Genomic DNA, 19,376 nt, shown 5'->3' with positions numbered 1-19,376 from the left:
TTCAGGGGAGGGGTTGGGGGTGGGGGAAGCCTCGCAGAGACCTGACCCAGCCGGTGGTCGCGCTACACGGCCCCACCCCACCCCTTCTCTAAAGCGGAAGGGCTTTCCCCACACAGATCGTGTTAGTTAAGCGGGACGATCACTTCGTCCTGATGCACCACGCCAAGATCCTTGCGTGCCAGTTCATCGGCCAGATCAGGATCGGCATGCCGCGGGTCGAGCAAATTGACCCGGTTCTTCAATTCGCTGCGATTCCGGTCGAGCGCCGCCAGTTGCTTCTGCTTGACCGCGAGCTGCCGTTCCACGTCGCCATAGGCCAGCGCGCCGTTCGGGCCGAAGATCGCATAGCCTCCGAAAAACAGGCCAACGATCATCAACGCCGCCGGCGCGACGGCGCGGCGGAGCATCATTCGGACATTGGAGCGGCGCTTGATCACGGTCGCGATTCTCGCGCATCGCGACTCGTGGATCAAGACGTATTTTTCAAAGACTTCAGACGCGAAGGATAGAACGCCCCGCATAGACCGCCGCGCCCTCGAGCTCCTCCTCGATGCGGATCAGCTGGTTGTACTTTGCAAGCCGGTCGGAGCGCGCAAGGCTGCCCGTCTTGATCTGTCCGCAATTCGTCGCAACCGCGAGATCGGCGATCGTCGAATCCTCGGTTTCGCCCGAGCGATGCGACATCACCGCGGTATATTTCGCACGATTCGCCATGGATACCGCTTCGAGCGTCTCGGTCAGCGTGCCGATCTGGTTGACCTTCACCAGCAGCGAGTTGGCGAGACCGTCCTTGATCCCCTGCCCGAGCCGCTTGGGGTTGGTGACGAACAGATCGTCGCCGACCAGCTGGACCGTGTCGCCGCACAGGTCGGTCAATGCCTTCCAGCCCTCGAAATCGTCCTCGGCCATGCCGTCCTCGATCGAGAAGATCGGGTAGCGGCGTGCGAGATCGGCGAGATATTCGGCCATTTCGTGGCTGCTGAGGCTCTTGCCCTCGCCCGAAATCTCATACTTGCCGTTCTTGTAGAACTCGGTCGCGGCGCAATCGAGCGCGAGCATCACGTCCTCGCCGGGCTTGTAGCCGGCGGTTTCGATCGAACGCAGGATGAACTCGATCGCTTCGTCGTTCGACGCGATGTTCGGCGCGAAGCCGCCCTCGTCGCCAACCGAGGTCGCGAGACCCTTGTCGTGCAGGCCCTTCTTGAGCGTGTGGAATATCTCCGACCCGCACCGCACCGCTTCGAGGATCGACGACGCACCGACCGGCACGATCATGAATTCCTGGAAATCGATCGGATTATCAGCATGTTCGCCGCCGTTGATGATGTTCATCATTGGCACGGGCAGGACGTGCGCAGCGACACCGCCAACATAGCGGTACAGCGGCAGGCTGCGCGCATCGGCAGCCGCCTTGGCGACCGCGAGCGACACGCCGAGGATCGCGTTCGCGCCGAGGCGATGCTTGTTCTCGGTCCCGTCGAGCTCGATCATCGTGTGGTCGACGTCGCGCTGGTCCTCGGCTTCGAGCCCGAGCACCGCGTCGGCGATCTCTCGGTTGACCGCCTCGACCGCCTGGTCGACGCCCTTGCCGCCCCAGCGGCTCTTATCGCCGTCGCGCTTCTCGACCGCTTCATGCTTTCCGGTGGAGGCACCCGACGGGACCGCCGCGCGGCCGAAGCTGCCGTCTTCCAGCATCACGTCGACCTCGACCGTGGGGTTGCCGCGGCTGTCGAGGATCGTGCGGGCATGAATGTCGATGATTGCGGTCACGGAACGATCCTTCTACGATTTCGGAATAGCGTCGCGGGTGCCTCTATCGCTTAAGCTTCGCCGCCGCAATTCGTGCGCGACCGATGGAACTAGGCGCGGTCCGGACCGCTTATTGTCGACAAGTAACAATTGGAGGGCATTATCATGGCCACGACCCCGGGATCCCATGCGGGCGCAGATGCGCACGCCGCTAACGAAAAGATCGATGCCGCCGCTGGTGCCGCCAAGGATGCCGCCTCTTCCGCGCGCGACGAAGCCGCGAAGCTGACCAGCGGTGCCGCACAGTTGTTCAAGGACAGCACCGACAAGCTCGGCAAGGAAGTCGTCGATCGCGCCAAGACCTATGCCGAGGACGGCAAGGCGCGCGCCGGGACCGCGCTCGACGAGATCGTCCGGATGATCAACGATGCCGCGGGCACCGTGGATGACAAGCTCGGCGCCCAGTACGGCCAGTATGCGCGGACCGCTGCGGACAAGGTCCAGGGCTTCTCGGAAGGGCTGAAGGCGAAGGAGCTCGACGACTTGATCGACGACGCGCGCGGGTTCGTCCAGAAGAGCCCGGCGATTGCGATCGGCACGGCGGCGGCGCTCGGCTTCGTGCTAGTGCGGCTGATCCAGTCCGGGCTTGCCGTCGACAGCGACCCCAAGGCCTAATCGTAGCGTGACGGGAGCCGGAATGGGTGAGACCCTGAAGAACCTCGCGCCGGCTACGGTGGACGACAGCGTCGGGGCATTGCTGTCCCGCGCGGTGTCGGATGCCGAGCAGGTCGCGCGTGCCGAGATCGACCTGCGCAAGGCTAAGCTCTTCGCCAAGGTCGACGAGGCCAAGGCGGGTGTCGTGCTGGTGGCAGCAGCGGCCTTCACTGGGCTATTGGCAGCGATTGCGTTGGTCGTCGGCGTTCTGATGATCCTGACGCCGCTGGTCGGCCCGGTCTGGGCGACGGTGATCGTCGTCGGCGTGCTGCTCGTCGTGGCTGGGCTGTTGGGGATGCTGGGGATACAGCATTTCAAGCGGATGTCCGGCGCGACGGAGGTGTCGGCATGAGCATGAAGGCTCCCTCCCCGCGCGTCGTGGCCGCGCAAGCGCGGGCCGATGCGGCGCGTGCGCGCTTGTCCGAGACGATGGGCCTGCTCCAGAAGCGCGCCAACCCGCAGACGATTGCGTCGGACGTGGTCGCGACCCTCAAGACACGGGGTGGCGAAGCGATGCAAACCGCGATGGATACGGCGGAGAAGCGCCCGTGGGCGACTGGGATCGGCGTGGCGTTGACCGGCCTGTTCCTCGCCCGCGGGCCGATCTACCGGGCGATTCGCGGCACCGACAAACCCAAAGCCCCCAAGCGATAGATATTCCAGGAGATTGAGTGTGACCGTCAAAGATACCCTTCAAACCCAGGGCGCGGCGCTTTCGGACAAGGCGCATCACGCCGTCGACGTCGCGCGGGACAATGTCGGCAAGGCCGTCGAAACCGTTCGTGAAACTGCCGGCAAGGCCGCAGAGACTGCCCGCGAGACTGCCGAGAAGGCCGCCGAGACGACTTCGCATGCCGCCCACGATCTTGGCGCGCGCGCGATCGAGACGATCGAGAGCAGCCCGCTGGGCGTGCTGGTCGGCGGGATCGCGGTCGGGATGCTCGCCGCATCGGTGCTGCCGCGCAGCCAGACCGAGGCGCGCCTGTTCGCGCCGGTCGGTCGCCGCCTGACCGATACCGCAAAGGGCGCGGTCGGCGCGGCGAAGGAAACCGCGCAGTCGGAATTCGCGTCGCTGGGTCTTTCGCGGGACTCCGCGAAGGATCAGGCGGGTAAGTTGCTCGGCGGGATCGTCGACGCGCTGACCGCCGCGGGCACCGCCGCACTCACCGCTCGGCTTTCGGGCGGCAACGAAAAGCCGGTCGCCGCAGCACCGAAAACCGGCCCGGCGCACGAATAATCCTTCATGACAGGTTCCCGAAGCGGCCGGGCGTGCCTATGAGGTGCGCGAAACCTGCCGTTTTCGGGAACCCATTATCATGAGCAAGCTTCACCTGGTCTTCGGCGGTCGCGTTCGCGATCCGCGCGGAACCGACTTTGTCGATACCGCCGCGATCGAAATCATCGGGGTGTATCCGGATTATGCCAGCGCCGAGAAGGCCTGGCGCGCCGCAGCACAACGTACGGTCGACGATGCCGAGATGAAATTCGTGGTGGTGCACCTGCACCGTCTGCTCGAGCCGGATCTGCTCACGCCAGGCACTGCCGCCTGAATACAGAAAAGCCCGCCATGCATTTGCACGGCGGGCTTTTTTATTAGATGAACTCAATCTTCGAGACGACGTAGTAGCGGTCGCCCGACGGAACGGTCACTTCGACCTCGTCGTCGAGCTTCCGCCCGATCAGCGCACGGCCGAGCGGCGAGTTGTACGAGATGCGGCCGCCCTTGGCGTTCGCCTCGGTCTGGCCGACGATCTGGTACGTGACCGGCTTGTCGTCCTCGTCCATCAGCGTGACGGTCGCCCCGAACACGACCTTGTCGCCCGACAGGTCGCGGGGGTCGATCACCTGCGCGCGCGCAAGCTTGTCCTCGATATCGCTGATCGACGCTTCGATCTGGCCCTGGCGCTCCTTGGCGGCGTGATATTCGGCGTTTTCCGAAAGGTCGCCATGCGCGCGCGCCTCTTCGATCGCATCCACGATCGTCGGGCGTTCCGCCTTCAGCCGTTTCAGGTCTGCATTCAGCGTTTCATAGCCTTCCTGCAGCATCGGCATCTTTTCGACGGTAGCCATCCCTTAAACCCTTTGTCTTCGAACAATCCCTTATCAAGCGAACCCTCCGGAGAGGGCCCGCCCGCACTGTTTCAATATGTCGGGATCAATGGTGCGAAGAGGAATAATAGGATTGTAACGGTCGCACTTCAAGGCTGCGTGTCGAAAGCGCGACGATTGCCTGTGCCGCCTCGACGCTTGCGGGCGCCGTGGTGAAGTAGGGAATCTTCAATTGCAGCGCCGACGCGCGGATCGGTTGCGAGTCCTTGAGGCTCTGCCACCCTTCCGTCGTGTTGAAGATCAGCGCGATCCCGCCGTCCTTGATCCGGTCGACGATATGCGGCCGGCCCTGCGCGACCTTGTTGACGCGCTCAACCGGCACACCCTGCCCCGCGAGATAATCCGCGGTGCCGCCGGTCGCGACGATCGTGAAGCCGTGCTCGGCCAGCGCGCGCACGCCCGGCAGGATCACCGGCTTGTCGGTATCCTTGACGCTGACGAACACCGCGCCCGCCTTGGGCAGGATCGTCCCCGCCCCAAGCTGCGACTTGGCGAAGGCAAGCGTGAAGTCGGGGTCGATCCCCATCACCTCGCCCGTGCTCTTCATTTCGGGCGACAGCACCGGATCGACGCCGGGGAAGCGGTTGAACGGGAAGACTGCTTCCTTGACCGCATAATAATCGATGTGGCGATCGATCAGCGGCAGGTTGGCGAGCTTCTCCCCCGCCATCACGCGCGCGGCGATCTTGGCGATCGGCGCGCCGATCGCCTTGGCGACGAACGGCACGGTGCGGCTGGCGCGCGGGTTGACTTCGATGAGATAGACCTGTCCGCCCTTGACCGCGAACTGGATGTTCATGAGACCGACCACCGACAACGCCTTGGCGAGCGCGGCGGTCTGCTTCTCGATCTCTTCGATGATCGCGGGCGTCAGGCTGTACGGCGGGATCGAGCAGGCGCTGTCGCCCGAATGGACCCCCGCTTCCTCGATATGCTGGAGCACACCCGCGACGACGACATCGGTGCCATCCGAAATGGCGTCGACATCGACCTCGATCGCATCGCGCAGATACTGGTCGATCAGGACGGGCGAATCGCCCGACACCTGGACCGCGGTCTGGATATAGTCGTCGAGCTGAAGCGGCCCGTCGACGATCTCCATCGCGCGCCCGCCGAGCACGTAGCTCGGGCGCATCAGCACGGGGTAGCCGATCCGCTCGGCGACCGCGATCGCCTCGTCACGGCTCCGAGCGATGCCGTTGGCGGGCTGGAGCAGGCCGAGCTTGTTGATGAGCGCGGCGAACCGCTCGCGGTCCTCCGCCAGATCGATCGCGTCGGGCGAGGTACCGAGGATCGGGATCCCGGCGTCCTGGAGCGCCTGCGCGAGGTTGAGCGGGGTCTGCCCGCCGAACTGAACGATCACGCCCACGAGCGTGCCGTTCTGCTGCTCGACATGGAGGATCTCAAGCACGTCCTCTGCGGTCAGCGGCTCGAAGTACAGGCGGTCGGAGGTGTCATAGTCGGTCGACACCGTCTCCGGGTTGCAGTTGACCATGATCGTCTCATAGCCCGCATCCGCGAGCGCGAAGCAGGCATGGCAGCAGCAGTAATCGAACTCGATCCCCTGCCCGATCCGGTTCGGCCCGCCACCGAGGATGACGATCTTGCGCCGGTCGGTCGGCTGGCTCTCGCACTCGGGCTCACCGAAGCTCGGGGCTTCGTAGGTCGAGTACATGTACGGCGTCTTGGCGTTGAATTCCGCCGCGCAGGTGTCGATCCGCTTGAACACCGGACGGACGCCGAGCCGATGCCGCAGTGCGCGGACTTCGGACTCGGTCACGCCGCCGGTCATCGCGACGATCGCGTCGTGGACCAGACCCGACCCACGCGCGATGCCACGTGCGTTCCCGCGCAAATTCGCTGATTTAAGAGCGAGATAGGCGAGACGCTTGTCACTGAATCCCATCGACTTCAGACGCCGCATGCCCGGCGCGTCGATCGGCAGGCCGTTGCCGCAGATCTGCTCCTCGGCTGCGACGATCTCGGCGATGCGTTCGATGAACCACGGGTCGAACTTCGCGAGCGCGTGGACTTCGGCGACGGTGAAGCCCTCGCGCAGCGCCTGCGCTGCGACGAGCAACCGGTCCGGCGTTGCGATCGCGAGCGCGGCCTCGATCTCGGCGCGCGGCGCGCCTTCTAGGCGGTCGATCATGTTGAACCCCGACAGCCCGGTCTCGAGCCCGCGGAGCGCCTTCTGCAGGCTCTCGTGGATGTTGCGGCCGATCGCCATCACTTCGCCGACCGACTTCATCGCGGTCGACAGCACGGCTTCGGCGCCCTTGAACTTCTCGAACGCGAAACGCGGGATCTTTGTGACGACGTAATCGATCGTTGGCTCGAACGATGCCGGCGTCGCGCCGGTGATGTCGTTCATGATCTCGTCGAGCGTATAGCCGACCGCCAGCTTGGCGGCGACCTTGGCGATCGGGAAGCCGGTCGCCTTCGACGCGAGCGCCGAGGAGCGCGACACGCGCGGGTTCATCTCGATCACGATCAGGCGGCCATCCTTCGGATTGACCGCGAACTGGACGTTGGAACCGCCTGTTTCGACACCGATTTCGCGCAGGCAAGCGATGCTTGCGTTGCGCATGATCTGATATTCCTTGTCTGTCAGCGTCAGCGCGGGCGCGACGGTGATCGAATCGCCCGTGTGGACGCCCATCGGATCGATGTTCTCGATCGAGCAGATGATGATGGCGTTGTCGGCGCGGTCGCGCACGACTTCCATCTCATATTCCTTCCAGCCGATCAGCGATTCCTCGATCAGCACTTCGGTCGTCGGCGAAGCGTCGAGCCCCGAGCGCACGATCGTCTCGAATTCCTCGCGATTATACGCGATCCCGCCGCCGGTGCCGCCCATCGTGAAGCTCGGCCGGATGATCGATGGAAGTCCAGTCCGTTCAAGCACTTCGAACGCTTCGGTGAGGCTGTGTGCGATGCCCGAGCGCGCGCTTTCGAGACCGATCTTGGTCATCGCGTCGCGGAACTTCATCCGGTCCTCGGCCTTGTCGATCGCCTCGGCATCCGCCCCGATCATCTCGACGCCGTACTTCTCGAGCGTGCCGTCGTTGAACAAGGCGAGCGCGGTGTTGAGCGCGGTCTGCCCGCCCATCGTCGGCAGGATCGCGTCGGGGCGTTCCTTCTCGATGATCTTGGCGACGATCTCGGGCGTGATCGGCTCGACATAGGTCGCGTCCGCCAGCTCGGGATCGGTCATGATCGTGGCGGGGTTCGAGTTCACCAGGATGATGCGATAGCCATCTTCCTTGAGCGCCTTGATCGCCTGCGTGCCCGAATAATCGAACTCGCACGCCTGCCCGATGACGATCGGCCCCGCGCCGACGACGAGGATCGAGGAGATGTCGGTACGTTTTGGCATTAGTGGGTCTGTCCGGTTTCTTCGGTGTCTTCTTCGTCGTCGCTGCCGTCTTCCGACGTGCAGCCCCAGCCGTCATATTCGACGCCGTAGGCCATTTCGATCTGGACGCACTTGCGGGTCAGCGCGCGGATCGAGGTTTCGTCCGCCGCCTGTTCGCGGCCGAGGAACAGGCACATCTCGCCTTCCTCATCCTCTTCGCGCTCGATCACTTCGAACCCGAGTTCCTCGGCATCCGCTTCGAGCTTGTCGAGCGCGGCGTCATCGCCACGGAAGCTGACGTCGACCGGGCGGACGAGATGCGCGATGTCGCCGCTTTCCTTGAGGCTGGCGAGCACGTCCTTGTCGGCGGCCCATTCTTCTTCGAGCCGGGCGGGCGGGACTTCTGGGAGGTTCATCATGCCGGTGCTTTCAGAGATGAGACGAATTTCTCGAACAGATACAGGCTGTCCTGCGGGCCGGGGCTCGCTTCGGGGTGATATTGCACGCTGAACGCGGGGCGGTCGGTGAGTTCGATGCCGGCGTTGGAGCCGTCGAACAGCGACACGTGGGTCTCGCGCGCGGTGGCTGGCAGGGTGGCCCGCTCGACTGCGAAGCCGTGGTTCATCGAGGTGATCTCGACCGCGCCGTCACTGAGGCGCTGGACCGGGTGGTTGGCACCGCGGTGGCCCTGGAACATCTTGGTCGTGCTTGCGCCGACCGCGAGCGCGAGGAGCTGGTGACCGAGGCAGATGCCGAACAGCGGCTTGCCGGTGTCGAGCAGTTGCTGGATCACGGGCACGGCGTATTCGCCGGTCGCGGCGGGGTCGCCCGGGCCGTTCGACAGGAAGATGCCGTCGGGCGCGAGCGCCATGATGTCTTCGAAGCTCGCGTTCGCGGGGACGACCGAGACGTTCGCTCCGGCGTGCGCGAGGTTGCGGAAAATGTTGCGCTTGGAGCCATAATCGATCGCGACGACGTGGGGGCGCTTAAGCCCCTCCCCCTCAGGGGAGGGGTTTGGGGTGGGGCTGTCCTGTGAAATCGCGAGGTCGGTTGGCTGCACGGCCCCACCCCCGGCCCCTCCCCTGAAGGGGAGGGGTGAAGATGTGTCGTAGCCTGCGCCGAGCTTCCACATGCCGCCGGCCCAGCCGTAGTGCATCTCGGTGCTCACCCCGAGCGCGAGGTCCATGCCCTCGAGCCCCGGCCATGCGCGCGCCATCTCCAGCAGCGCGGGCACGTCGAACACGCCATCCGCCGCATGTGCGATTACGCCGTTAGGCGCGCCGCCGTTACGGATCCGGCGGGTCAACGCGCGCGTGTCGACGCCCGACAGGCCGATTCGCCCGTGCTTGGCCATCCACGCGTCGAGTCGCTCGGTGCTGCGGAAGTTGCTCGGTTCGGTCACGTCCTCGCGCACGATCATGCCCAAGGCGTGCGGATCGTTCGCCTCGACGTCGTCGGCATTCGCGCCGACGTTGCCGATATGCGGGAAGGTGAAGGTGATCATCTGGCCCGCAAAGCTCGGGTCGGTCATGATTTCCTGGTACCCGGTCATCGCGGTGTGGAAGCAGACTTCGCCGACCGCGGCACCTTCCGCGCCGAAGCCCCTGCCCCACACGCATTCGCCAGTGGATAGCACCAAAACGCCGGTAGCTCCGTCGGGCACAGTCATGGGATAGGCGTCGGCCATTGCGGCGGGCACTCCGTTTTTCGTTTCGATGTCGCTAAGCGCCGGGAGCTAGAGGGGGATGGGCAGTGCGTCAATCGGATAAACCCGCTACCCTCCTGCCCCAGCAAAAGGACGACACATGATTCGAGACGACATCAAGGCTGCATTGATCACTGCGATGAAGGGCGGCGACAAGGCTGGCACCGCGACCCTCCGGCTGGTGCAGTCCTCGATCAAGAACCGCGACATCGAGGCACGCGCGCCGCAATCGCGCGAGGGCAAGGCCCCGGACGACGACAATGTACTCGTGGTCGAGGTGCTGCAGAAGATGATCAAGCAGCGCCGCGAGTCGATCGAGATGTACGTGAAGGGCGGTCGTCAGGAACTGGCCGATGCCGAGAGCGCGGAGATCGCGGTGATCGAGCAGTTCCTGCCCGCGCAGCTGAACGAAGCGCAGACCGCGGCGGCGATCGAGGCGATCAAGGCGGAGCTTGGGGCTACGGGCATGAAGGACATGGGCCGGGTGATGGCGGAGCTCAAGGCGCGGCATGCGAGCGAGATCGACATGAGCAAGGCGAGTGCTGCGGTGAAGGCTGCGCTGGCGTAATGGACGAGGGCGCGCCCCTTCTTCCTCCCCTCCCGCTCGCGGGAGGGGCTGGGGGAGGGCTTGTTGGACAAGGGATACACCAGACCGACCAAGCTCGCCCGAGAGTTGCGCGCCAACGCAACGGATGCCGAGCGCAAGCTTTGGTCGTATCTGGGCGCGCGCCGCGTCGCCGGCATCCGGTTCAACCGACAGGTGCCGATCGGTCCCTTCATTTGCGACTTTGTATCCCGCGGCGCGAAGCTTATCATCGAGGTCGATGGCGGACAGCATGACGCCAATGCCGCCGCAGATCACACGCGTACGCAGCTCCTGGAACGGCACGGCTACCGTGTCCTGCGTTTCTGGAACAACGAAGTCATGCAGAATATCGAAGGCGTTGTGAACACAATCGAACGAACGTTGGCGGACATGCCCTCCCCCAACCCCTCCCGCGAGCGGGAGGGGGGTAAGGTTGCGCCCACCCCCTGCCCCCTCCCGCAGGCGGGAGGGGAGGATTTGGGGCTAGCGGATCTCCCTACGGGGACCGCAGACGCATGACCCTGTCCCCGCAATTCCTCGACGAACTCCGCAGCCGCACGCTCCTGTCCGGCCTGATCGGCAAGACCACCAAGCTCCAGAAGGCGGGGCGCGAGTGGCGCGCGTGCTGTCCGTTCCACAATGAGAAGACCCCGAGCTTTTACGTCAACGACGACAAGGGCTTCTACCATTGCTTCGGTTGCTCGGCGCATGGCGATGCGATCCGCTGGATGACCGACCAGCGGGGCTTGCCGTTCATGGATGCGGTCAAGGAACTTGCACAGACCGCCGGCATGGAACTCCCCGCGATGGACCCGCGCGCCGCCGAGAAAGCGGAAGCCGCCAAGGGCCTCCACGAAGCGTGCAACGACGCTGCGACCTGGTTCACCGAGCAGCTCGACGGCCTCGCCGGCGCGACCGCGCGCGGGGTGCTCGCCAAGCGCGGGATCAAGCCCGAGACCGCGCGGACCTTCGGGCTCGGCTTCTCGCCCGATTCGCGCGGCGGGCTCAAGACCGCGCTCAAGGATTATGGCGACCCGCTGCTGATCGAGGCCGGGTTGCTGATCAAGGTCGACGACAAGGTCCCGTACGATCGCTTCCGTGGGCGCCTGATGATCCCGATCCGCGATCCGCGCGGGCGCACGATCGCATTCGGCGGCCGCATCATCGGCGACGGCGAGCCTAAATATCTCAATTCCCCCGAAACCCCTTTGTTCGACAAGGGCCACACGCTCTACAATCTCGATCGCGCCGCGCCTGCATCACGCAAGACCGGCCGCGTGCTGGTGGTCGAGGGCTATATGGACGTCATCGCGCTCGCGCAGGCGGGGTTCGGCGAGGCGGTCGCCCCGCTCGGCACCGCGCTGACCGAGCCGCAGCTCGAGCGGCTGTGGCGGCTGTGCGAAGTCCCGATCCTGTGCTTCGACGGCGACAGCGCCGGGCAGAAGGCGGCTTTGCGCGCCGCACATCGTGCGCTGCCGCTGCTCCAGCCGGGACGGAGTCTTGCCTTCGTCACCCTCCCCGCTGGCCAGGATCCCGACGATCTCGTCCGCGCCAAGGGGCCGGGTGCATTCGAGGCGTTGCTTCAGCAGACCGAACCGCTGGTCGACCGGCTGTGGAAAAGCGAACTCGCCGCCGAGCCGCTCGACACGCCCGAGCAGAAGGCCGGCCTCAAGGCGCGGCTCGCCGATCTCGCCAAGACGATCGCCGACAGCAACGTCGCGCACGAATATCAGGCCGAGTTCCGCGCCCGCTTCGACGAGGCGTTCCGGCCACAGCGCAAGGCGTTCGAACCGCGTGCCCCCTTCCAGCCATTCCAGCGCGGCAAGCCCGGCAAACCGTACAAAGCGCCGCATCTTCCCGTCGGAGATGGTGTCAAATCGGTACGCACGCGTGGAATCGACCCGATCCTCGCCAAGGCGGTGCTGGCCGGGTTGATCCGCCATCCAGCGGAAATCGCACGGCATATGGAAGTGCTTGGCAGCCTGAAACTTGCCGATGATGCGCTCGGGCGATTGTTCGAGGCGGTGGTTGATCTCGCGGTAGAAGACCATGTGCTTGATAGTGACCGGTTGCTCACCATATTGGCTTCATCCGGATTTGACAGTATCGCGCATGATCTGCTGCGACCCGACCGTTTGTCGTGTTCGTTCACGCAGAAGGATGCCGAGCCGGCCCGGGCGCGTGAAGACCTCGATGAGGCTATCGCGATCCTGGTGGCGCGACCCGAAGTCGACGCCGCGCTGGCTGAGGCAACCGCTGCCATGCAGTCGGACTATTCGGATGAGGCCTTTGCCCGCCAAGTGGCGTTGGTGAAGGAAAAACAGACGCTCGACGCGCGACTTGCAAATCTGGTGCAGTCGAACGAAGACGCAAGAAGCTTTATGACCGAGGGCAGTTGATGGCGAAGACGGATATGGCGGACGTTGCGGATACGACCGAGTCGAGCGACGCACCGCTGATCGATTTGAACGACGCTTCGATCAAGAAGGTGATCGCGCGCGCCAAGAAGCGCGGGTACATCACCTATGAGCAGCTCAACGAAGCGCTGCCGCAGGGCGAGATGTCGTCCGACCAGATCGAGGACATCAGCGCTGCGCTCAGCGAGATGGGCATCAACATCGTCGAGAATGACGAGCAAGGCGAGGACGGCGACGAGCCCGCCAAGGCCGAGGACGACGATGATGCGGAGCCGGTAGACGCGTCCGAGGACGCCGGCCCGGCGCTTGACGTCAAGAAGAAGGAAATCGTCGACCGCACCGACGATCCCGTCCGTATGTACCTGCGCGAGATGGGCGCGGTCGAACTGCTCAGCCGTGAGGGCGAGATCGCCATCGCCAAGCGGATCGAAGCCGGTCGCGACACGATGATCCTGGGCCTGTGCGAATCGCCGATCACCTTCAACGCGATCATCGACTGGTCGACCGCGCTCAACGAAGGCACGATGCAGCTGCGCGAGATCATGGATCTTGATGCGATGCTGTCGAAGGATCCAGCGCCCGAAGCGATGGCCGAAGCCGAGGATGGCGACGGCGAGATTTCCGAAAAGAACGCAGGGCCTTCGTTCAAGGAAGAAGCCGAGCCCGAGGAACCGTCGGTCGACGACGACGAGGACGGCGAGCGCCGCACGCCCCGCGCTTCCGACGACGAGGAAGAGGACAACACCCTCAGCCTCGCGCAGATGGAAGAGCAGCTCAAGCCGATCGCGCTCGAACGCTTCGCCAGCATTACCGCGCTTTACAAGAAGTTCAGCAAGATCCAGCAGGCCCGCCTCGATGCGATGGCCGGCGGTGGGGAACTGTCGAACGCGGACGAGAAGAAGTATCACAAGCTTCGCGAGGAACTCACGGCGGAAGTCGAGAGCGTCCAGTTCCACAACGCGAAGATCGAGTATCTGGTCGACCAGCTCTACGCCTTCAACCGGCGCCTGACTGCGCTGGGCGGCCAGATGCTGCGCCTCGCCGAGCGCCACAAGGTGCCGCGCAAGGACTTCCTCGACCGCTATATCGGCCATGAACTGGACGAGCAGTTCCTGCCCAGCGTCGCGAAGCTCGACAAGAAGTGGACCGCGTTCGTCACCAACGAAGGCGAGGCCGTCGATCGCATCCGCGTCGAAATCAGCGAGATCAGCCAGGCGACCGGCATGGCGCTCGGCGAGTTCCGCCGGATCGTCAACATGGTCCAGAAGGGCGAGCGCGAGGCGCGGATCGCCAAGAAGGAAATGGTCGAGGCGAACCTGCGGCTCGTCATCTCGATCGCGAAGAAATACACCAACCGTGGCCTGCAGTTCCTGGATCTCATCCAGGAGGGCAACATCGGCCTGATGAAGGCGGTCGACAAGTTCGAGTATCGCCGCGGTTACAAGTTCTCGACCTATGCGACCTGGTGGATCCGTCAGGCGATCACGCGTTCGATCGCCGACCAGGCGCGGACGATCCGTATCCCGGTCCACATGATCGAGACGATCAACAAGCTGGTCCGCACCAGCCGCCAGTTCCTCCACGAGCAGGGCCGCGAGCCCACGCCCGAGGAAATGGCTGAGCGTCTGTCGATGCCGCTCGAGAAGGTCCGCAAGGTGATGAAGATCGCCAAGGAGCCGATCTCGCTCGAAACGCCGATCGGCGACGAGGAGGATTCGCATCTCGGCGACTTCATCGAAGACAAGAACGCGATCATCCCGGTGGATGCCGCGATCCAGGCAAACCTCAAGGAAACCGTCACGCGGGTTCTGGCGAGCCTTACCCCGCGAGAGGAGCGCGTGCTGCGCATGCGCTTCGGGATCGGGATGAACACCGATCACACGCTCGAGGAAGTCGGCCAGCAATTCTCGGTTACGCGCGAGCGTATTCGCCAGATCGAGGCGAAGGCGCTGCGCAAGCTCAAGCACCCGAGCCGCAGCCGCAAAATGCGGTCGTTCCTCGACCAGTAAGGTGCGGCGCCTGTAGGGACGTCGATGCGGCGATGGTGGGCACCCCCACCATCGCCGTTTTCGTAATCACATCCGTTTTGGCGCCAACCCGTGGCGTCCTCGCCCCGATCGCGCGATCTACTTGGCGATGATTGTCACACCACCGTTCTTCGCCGACGCGTCGATGCCGCGATCCGGCGATTCGTGCGTCACTTCCTCCATTTTGGTGCGGCATTTTGGCCTGTGGGGCCAGCGCGCCGCCAAGTCGCCCGTCGCGATCCTGCAGCATGGGCGCCCCCGCCTGATGCTGGCCTCGTGCGATCACTGGAATGCGCTGGTGGCCAAGGCAGCGGAAACGGCCTCGGTCGGGGCGATTGCGGCCGTCGAGGTGCTGGATGCCATTTCGGATCTGGTGATCGGCGCCAACCCCAAGGCGGTCGTCACCGAGACCAGCAGGACCGCACGTACCCATTTCGGCAGGATCGTGGAGCCCGGCGCGCTGCTGGAGACGATCACTCCGGAAGCCAACCGGGCAATGCTGCACGATGCCATCCGGAACGTGCTGGCGTCCGGGACCGAGGCCATGCTCGTCCTGCCATCCGCGGCCCGGGCCGGACGCACGATCCGATGGCTAATCGTTCCGCAACGCTACGGGATCGCGCTGATCGGCCGAAACGACCCCGCGATCGACCCAAGTTCGATCGGCAATACAGAAACCGACGATCTTGTTTGCCCGGAGACAAGGACATGACAGGGTTCGCGCAAAGACGTGCAAACGTTTCCGGCTTCGTCAGGACGTTTTCGACTACACGGCGGTTCGTGATTGCACCGGTGTAAAGTCTTTCTCGGGCAAACACTTGCAGAGTATTCTGCAAGAACGATCCTTTCGAAATAGGCTCGAAAAACCGGCTGTACAGGTAACCTGGCATTATTATTGGCTGCGCACGAAAGGCCTTAAACAAAGTCTTTACGGTATTTGGCGTAGTCCTTGGGATCAATGGTGCCGTAGCCAGCGTGATCTGCCCACGTGTAGCCGGCATGAGGACGCGTACGAACCATGCCGAGCCGATCGCCCAACACGCCCCGACGCGATCTCGAACCAAGCGGCTTCGCAATGCTTGCAGCGGCAGACGGAAGCGCCAGCCATCCCCTTCTCGCGCAATTGAGCGACGTTGCCGCGTGGGGCCGCGATATCGCAGATGCAATTCATTGTATTTGCGCGGTTCACGGCGGCACCACGGGCAATTTCAGGGCTGCTGCGCTGCATCCCGTTCCCGGCGTCGCGCAGCATTGGATGGAGGACGCCGCCATCGCGTTCGCAGGCGAGCGTGCCTATCTTGCTGCGGTCACCGCCGCGGTCGGGCCCCTGCCCTCCACACCGGGCCAAGCGGCCAGCGACAGTGCCTTTGCGGCGCTGCGCCACGCGTTCAATATGCTCGCGACGTCCGACCGGGTCGGCTGCTCGGCTGGTGCGGCAATCGCGCTGTTGACGGACTGGACAAGTTTCCGCCAGATTTTTGACACGGCGGCGGATCGGCTCGGTGTCGAGATTCCCGTCAACGCGCTGCCAGACACTACCGCCGTCATCGCGGCCTATGCAGCGCCGGAAGTACCGGCTGCAGCGCAACGCGCGATCCGGTTCGGGGCACAACAGGCGTTCGCCCAGCATCGCGGTTTGCTCGACCTGCTCGAGGCGCGCGCCGCCGCACGCGATCACGCGTAGCGGCTTGCACTCGACCCGACTTTGCCTCTATCGCCGTACCCGGAATTCAAACGGACGGGACCGATCGCGATGAAGCGTTTCGAAGGCACGCAAGGCTATGTCGCAACCGCCGATCTGAAAGTCGCGGTCAATGCCGCGGTGACGCTCCGTCGCCCGCTGCTCGTCAAGGGCGAGCCGGGGACCGGAAAGACCGTGCTGGCCTATGAAATCGCCAAGGCGCTCGACGCCGAGCTGATCGAATGGAACATCAAGTCGACCACCAAGGCACAGCAAGGGCTGTACGAATATGATGCGGTGGCGCGGCTGCGCGACGGCCAGTTGGGCGACGAACGCGTCCACGACATCGGCAATTACATCCGGCGCGGCAAGTTGTGGGAAGCGTTCACGCGGCCCAAGCCGCCGGTCCTGCTGATCGACGAGATCGACAAGGCGGACATCGAATTTCCCAACGATCTGTTGCAGGAACTTGATCGGATGGAATTCCACGTTTACGAAACGCGCGAAACCGTTCGGGCGATCGAGCGGCCGATCGTCATCATCACGTCGAACAATGAGAAGGAACTGCCCGACGCGTTTCTACGGCGGTGCTTTTTCCACTATATCAAATTCCCCGATCGCGAGACGATGCAGGCGATCGTCGATGTTCATTTTCCGGGGATCCAGAAGATCCTGGTCAACCGCGCGATGGACATCTTCTACGACGTGCGCGACGTGCCGGGGCTGAAAAAGAAGCCGAGTACCAGTGAGTTGCTCGATTGGTTGAAGCTTCTGTTGCACGAGGACATGCCGCTCGACGTGCTCCAGAATCGCGATCCTACTAAGGCGATCCCGCCGCTCCACGGAGCGCTGCTCAAGAACGAACAGGACGTCATGTTGTTCGAACGGCTCGCCTTCATGGCTAAGCGGCAGCAGAACAAGGGGTAACGCGGCGCTGAATTTGCCAACAGCCCCCGGTTTGCGGTAAAGAGTTGTTACGATCTTGCCGCTACGGGACGCTCGGGGGTGTCCGTTGGGATACGAGATGCGCAAAACGCTACAGATTGTTGCGGGAATGGCGCTGATCGCGACCGCTTTACCCGCGAATGCCGCCTCTTTGCTCGACTATATTGGCCAATGCGTGCCGTTTGCGCGCGCCGCTTCGGGGATTCAGCTGTTCGGCGATGCGTGGACCTGGTGGGACCAGGCGGACGGACGATACCGCCGCGGCGAACGCCCGCAACCCGGTGCGGTGCTCGTCTTCGCGCGCACCAGTCGGTTGCCGCTCGGGCATGTCGCGGTGATCAGCCGGGTGGTGGATTCGCGCGTGGCGATGGTGACGCACGCCAATTGGTCGCGGATGAACGGCGAACGCGGGCATGCCGAGCAGGACGTGACGCTGACCGACGTTTCGCCAGACAACGACTGGAGCAAGGTCAAGGTGTGGTTCCGCGACAGTGCGGGGCTCGGGGGATCGGTGTTTCCGACCTACGGATTCATCTATGGCACCCGCACGACCACCGGGGCGAGCGCACGCGCCGATACCGAGCTGACCGGGCGCAGCCCGGATTACGTGGGCGCGTTGATCGACTCCTACGCGCACTGACATCCTTAACGGTCGCGTAAGACGCAGTCGCTACCCCGGGGTCCAACGGGGGTTCCACTTGGTCGACCGGCGCTATTCCTTCTTCATCGTGGCGATCGTGGCAGTGGGCCTGCTGCTGCGGATCGCGGCCGCGCAGGGCGGGCTGTGGCTCGACGAAGCGTGGTCGGCGGAATTCGCGCGGCAAGCGGGGACGCCGCTGGGTGTGCTGCTGAGCATCAACCACGACAACAACCATCACCTCACGTCGCTCTGGCTGCTCGCGGTCGGCGAGGCGGCGCCGCCCGTCGTGCAGCGCGCGCTGTCGATCGTCACCGGGACGATCGGCATCATAGTTGCCGCCGAGATTGTCCGCCCGCGCGACCGTGGCGTGGCGGTGATCGCCGCCGCGCTGTTTGCAGTCTCGCCGATCCTCGTGACGATGGGGTCCGAAGCGCGCGGATATGCGGGGATGACGCTCGCGCTGCTCACCGCGATCCTGCTCGTCGACCGCTGGTTGATGGAGGAGCATGGGGAGAGCACGGCCTTTCGGCTGGGCCTCTGCTTTTTGCTTGGGGCGCTGTCGCAGCTGACGATGGTGTTCGGGTGCGTCGCGCTGGTCGGGTGGACGTTCGTCACGCTGGCGCAGCGCCATGGGGCCGGGATCGCCGCGCGCCGGACACTGGCGCTGTTTGCGGCACCGCTGCTCGTCCTGGCGGCCGTGCTTGGGTTCGTCGCGGTTGCGGCGCTGGCAAGCCCCACCGGGTTTCAGATCGGCAGCTACATCCCGTTCCAGAGGAGCCTGTTCGTCCGGGCCCTCACCGATGTCGTCGGCTATACCATTGGATGGGCGCCGCTGTCGGCGTGGGCGATCGTGCCGGTCCTCATTCTCGTCGCCGTAGCGCGGCGGGCGGGTGCACGGCATGTCGGCTTTTACAGCGTTGCGATCGTGGCGTTCCCGGCGATGCTCGTCCTGCTCCAGATCGGCAATACCGGCTATCCGCGCTACTACATGCTCACCGCCGTCGCGCTGCTGCTGCTGATCGCGGAAACACTCGGCACCGCCGTCGCGCGGGGCGGATGGCGGCGCGGCGCGGCGCTGGCGGTGCTCGCCGCGATGCTGCCGGGCGGGCTGTGGCAGGATGTCGCGCTGCTCCGCAACCAGCGCGGCGACCCCGATCGCGCGATCGCCGCGCTGCGCGCCATAGCACCGGGCGGCGCGACGGTCCTGCTCGATCCCGCAAGCGGCCTGGCGATCCTGCGCGTCGCCGCCGCGCGCCGGCATTACCCGATCGCGTTCGTAATGTCCGGGTGCCGCCCTGCCCGGTTCCTGTTCGCCCATTACTTCGCCGGGGAAAGCGTTCCGCTCGCGCCGATCCGCTGTGGCAGCCGCTATCGCCCGATCGCGAGCGCCACCGCGCAAGGTCTCTCCGGAACCCACTGGACACTGTACGAGCGCCGGTCCTAGC

20 protein-coding genes are annotated in these 19,376 nt (G+C 64.6%); 14 read left to right on the top strand and 6 right to left on the bottom strand.

Going from position 1 to position 19,376, the window contains the following annotated elements; translation table 11 throughout:
• Nucleotides 1–122 precede the first annotated feature (122 nt).
• Both QBJ92_RS17160 and eno read right to left on the bottom strand, forming a co-directional pair.
• Entirely contained in the window at nt 123–410 is a 288-nt protein-coding gene (locus QBJ92_RS17160) for an FtsB family cell division protein (protein ID WP_277970911.1), read from the bottom strand.
• Nucleotides 411–492: 82 nt separating this feature from the next.
• Nucleotides 493–1,770, bottom strand: a complete 1,278-nt coding sequence (gene eno / locus QBJ92_RS17155; RefSeq protein WP_277970906.1) for a phosphopyruvate hydratase — start codon at nt 1,768–1,770, stop codon at nt 493–495.
• 144 nt (nt 1,771–1,914) lie between these two features.
• On the opposite strand from eno, the gene QBJ92_RS17150 reads away from it, so the two are divergent.
• The 5 genes from QBJ92_RS17150 to QBJ92_RS17130 all read left to right on the top strand — a co-directional run bounded on the left by QBJ92_RS17150 (nt 1,915) and on the right by QBJ92_RS17130 (nt 4,013).
• Nucleotides 1,915–2,424 carry a hypothetical protein gene (locus tag QBJ92_RS17150; protein ID WP_277970905.1) on the top strand — a complete coding sequence of 170 codons (510 nt, stop codon included), beginning with the start codon at nt 1,915–1,917 and terminating at the stop codon, nt 2,422–2,424.
• A gap of 22 nt (nt 2,425–2,446) precedes the next feature.
• On the top strand, nt 2,447–2,815 hold the full coding sequence (locus QBJ92_RS17145; RefSeq protein WP_277970904.1) for a phage holin family protein: 369 nt from the start codon (nt 2,447–2,449) through the stop codon (nt 2,813–2,815).
• A complete protein-coding gene (locus tag QBJ92_RS17140) occupies nt 2,812–3,117 on the top strand; it encodes a DUF3618 domain-containing protein (protein ID WP_277970903.1) in 306 nt (101 codons plus the stop codon). The genes QBJ92_RS17145 and QBJ92_RS17140 overlap by 4 nt, the downstream gene beginning before the upstream one ends.
• Nucleotides 3,118–3,136: 19 nt before the next feature.
• Nucleotides 3,137–3,700: a hypothetical protein gene (locus tag QBJ92_RS17135; protein WP_277970902.1), complete on the top strand. Its 564-nt coding sequence runs from the start codon at nt 3,137–3,139 to the stop codon at nt 3,698–3,700.
• Between the two features lie 79 nt (nt 3,701–3,779).
• Nucleotides 3,780–4,013 carry a DUF4170 domain-containing protein gene (locus QBJ92_RS17130; protein WP_277970901.1) on the top strand — a complete coding sequence of 78 codons (234 nt, stop codon included), beginning with the start codon at nt 3,780–3,782 and terminating at the stop codon, nt 4,011–4,013.
• A 43-nt stretch (nt 4,014–4,056) separates the two neighbouring features.
• Here QBJ92_RS17130 and greA read toward each other — a convergent pair whose 3' ends face one another.
• The 4 genes from greA to carA all read right to left on the bottom strand — a co-directional run bounded on the left by greA (nt 4,057) and on the right by carA (nt 9,617).
• Entirely contained in the window at nt 4,057–4,533 is a 477-nt protein-coding gene (greA, locus tag QBJ92_RS17125; protein ID WP_242186948.1) for a transcription elongation factor GreA, read from the bottom strand.
• A gap of 85 nt (nt 4,534–4,618) precedes the next feature.
• On the bottom strand, nt 4,619–7,951 hold the full coding sequence (gene carB, locus QBJ92_RS17120) for a carbamoyl-phosphate synthase large subunit (protein WP_277970900.1): 3,333 nt from the start codon (nt 7,949–7,951) through the stop codon (nt 4,619–4,621).
• The gene (locus tag QBJ92_RS17115; protein WP_277970910.1) at nt 7,951–8,346 is read right to left on the bottom strand and encodes a ribonuclease E inhibitor RraB; all 396 of its coding nucleotides are present in this window, start codon (nt 8,344–8,346) and stop codon (nt 7,951–7,953) included. Before QBJ92_RS17115 ends, carB begins: the two co-directional genes overlap by 1 nt.
• Nucleotides 8,346–9,617 (bottom strand): glutamine-hydrolyzing carbamoyl-phosphate synthase small subunit, encoded by a 1,272-nt coding sequence (gene carA, locus QBJ92_RS17110; RefSeq protein WP_277970909.1) that lies wholly within the window; start codon nt 9,615–9,617, stop codon nt 8,346–8,348. Before carA ends, QBJ92_RS17115 begins: the two co-directional genes overlap by 1 nt.
• A gap of 118 nt (nt 9,618–9,735) precedes the next feature.
• Between carA and QBJ92_RS17105 the strand changes: the two genes are divergently transcribed.
• The 9 genes from QBJ92_RS17105 to QBJ92_RS17065 all read left to right on the top strand — a co-directional run bounded on the left by QBJ92_RS17105 (nt 9,736) and on the right by QBJ92_RS17065 (nt 19,375).
• Nucleotides 9,736–10,203 (top strand): GatB/YqeY domain-containing protein, encoded by a 468-nt coding sequence (locus tag QBJ92_RS17105; protein ID WP_277970899.1) that lies wholly within the window; start codon nt 9,736–9,738, stop codon nt 10,201–10,203.
• Nucleotides 10,204–10,266: 63 nt separating this feature from the next.
• Nucleotides 10,267–10,740, top strand: a complete 474-nt coding sequence (locus QBJ92_RS17100; protein WP_277970898.1) for an endonuclease domain-containing protein — start codon at nt 10,267–10,269, stop codon at nt 10,738–10,740.
• Nucleotides 10,737–12,620, top strand: coding sequence for a DNA primase (gene dnaG, locus QBJ92_RS17095; protein WP_277970897.1), 1,884 nt, complete (start codon nt 10,737–10,739; stop codon nt 12,618–12,620). The genes QBJ92_RS17100 and dnaG overlap by 4 nt, the downstream gene beginning before the upstream one ends.
• A complete protein-coding gene (gene rpoD, locus QBJ92_RS17090; protein WP_277970896.1) occupies nt 12,620–14,647 on the top strand; it encodes an RNA polymerase sigma factor RpoD in 2,028 nt (675 codons plus the stop codon). Before dnaG ends, rpoD begins: the two co-directional genes overlap by 1 nt.
• Nucleotides 14,648–14,768: 121 nt before the next feature.
• Complete coding sequence (locus QBJ92_RS17085) at nt 14,769–15,377, top strand: hypothetical protein (RefSeq protein WP_277970895.1); 609 nt, start codon at nt 14,769–14,771, stop codon at nt 15,375–15,377.
• A gap of 306 nt (nt 15,378–15,683) precedes the next feature.
• Nucleotides 15,684–16,349 carry a DUF6975 family protein gene (locus QBJ92_RS17080; protein WP_277970894.1) on the top strand — a complete coding sequence of 222 codons (666 nt, stop codon included), beginning with the start codon at nt 15,684–15,686 and terminating at the stop codon, nt 16,347–16,349.
• Nucleotides 16,350–16,418: 69 nt separating this feature from the next.
• Entirely contained in the window at nt 16,419–17,273 is an 855-nt protein-coding gene (locus QBJ92_RS17075; protein WP_277970893.1) for an AAA family ATPase, read from the top strand.
• A gap of 97 nt (nt 17,274–17,370) precedes the next feature.
• Nucleotides 17,371–17,931, top strand: a complete 561-nt coding sequence (locus QBJ92_RS17070; RefSeq protein WP_277970892.1) for a CHAP domain-containing protein — start codon at nt 17,371–17,373, stop codon at nt 17,929–17,931.
• Nucleotides 17,932–17,989: 58 nt separating this feature from the next.
• Nucleotides 17,990–19,375 (top strand): hypothetical protein, encoded by a 1,386-nt coding sequence (locus QBJ92_RS17065; RefSeq protein ID WP_277970891.1) that lies wholly within the window; start codon nt 17,990–17,992, stop codon nt 19,373–19,375.
• The last annotated feature ends 1 nt before the right edge of the window (nt 19,376 follow it).

Origin of the sequence: Sphingomonas echinoides, assembly GCF_029623395.1 — a bacterium.
Taxonomy (GTDB): Bacteria; Pseudomonadota; Alphaproteobacteria; order Sphingomonadales; family Sphingomonadaceae; genus Sphingomonas; species Sphingomonas echinoides_A.
The sequence above is the reverse complement of the archived record's forward strand: the minus strand, read 5'-3'. Positions and strand labels throughout refer to the sequence as shown.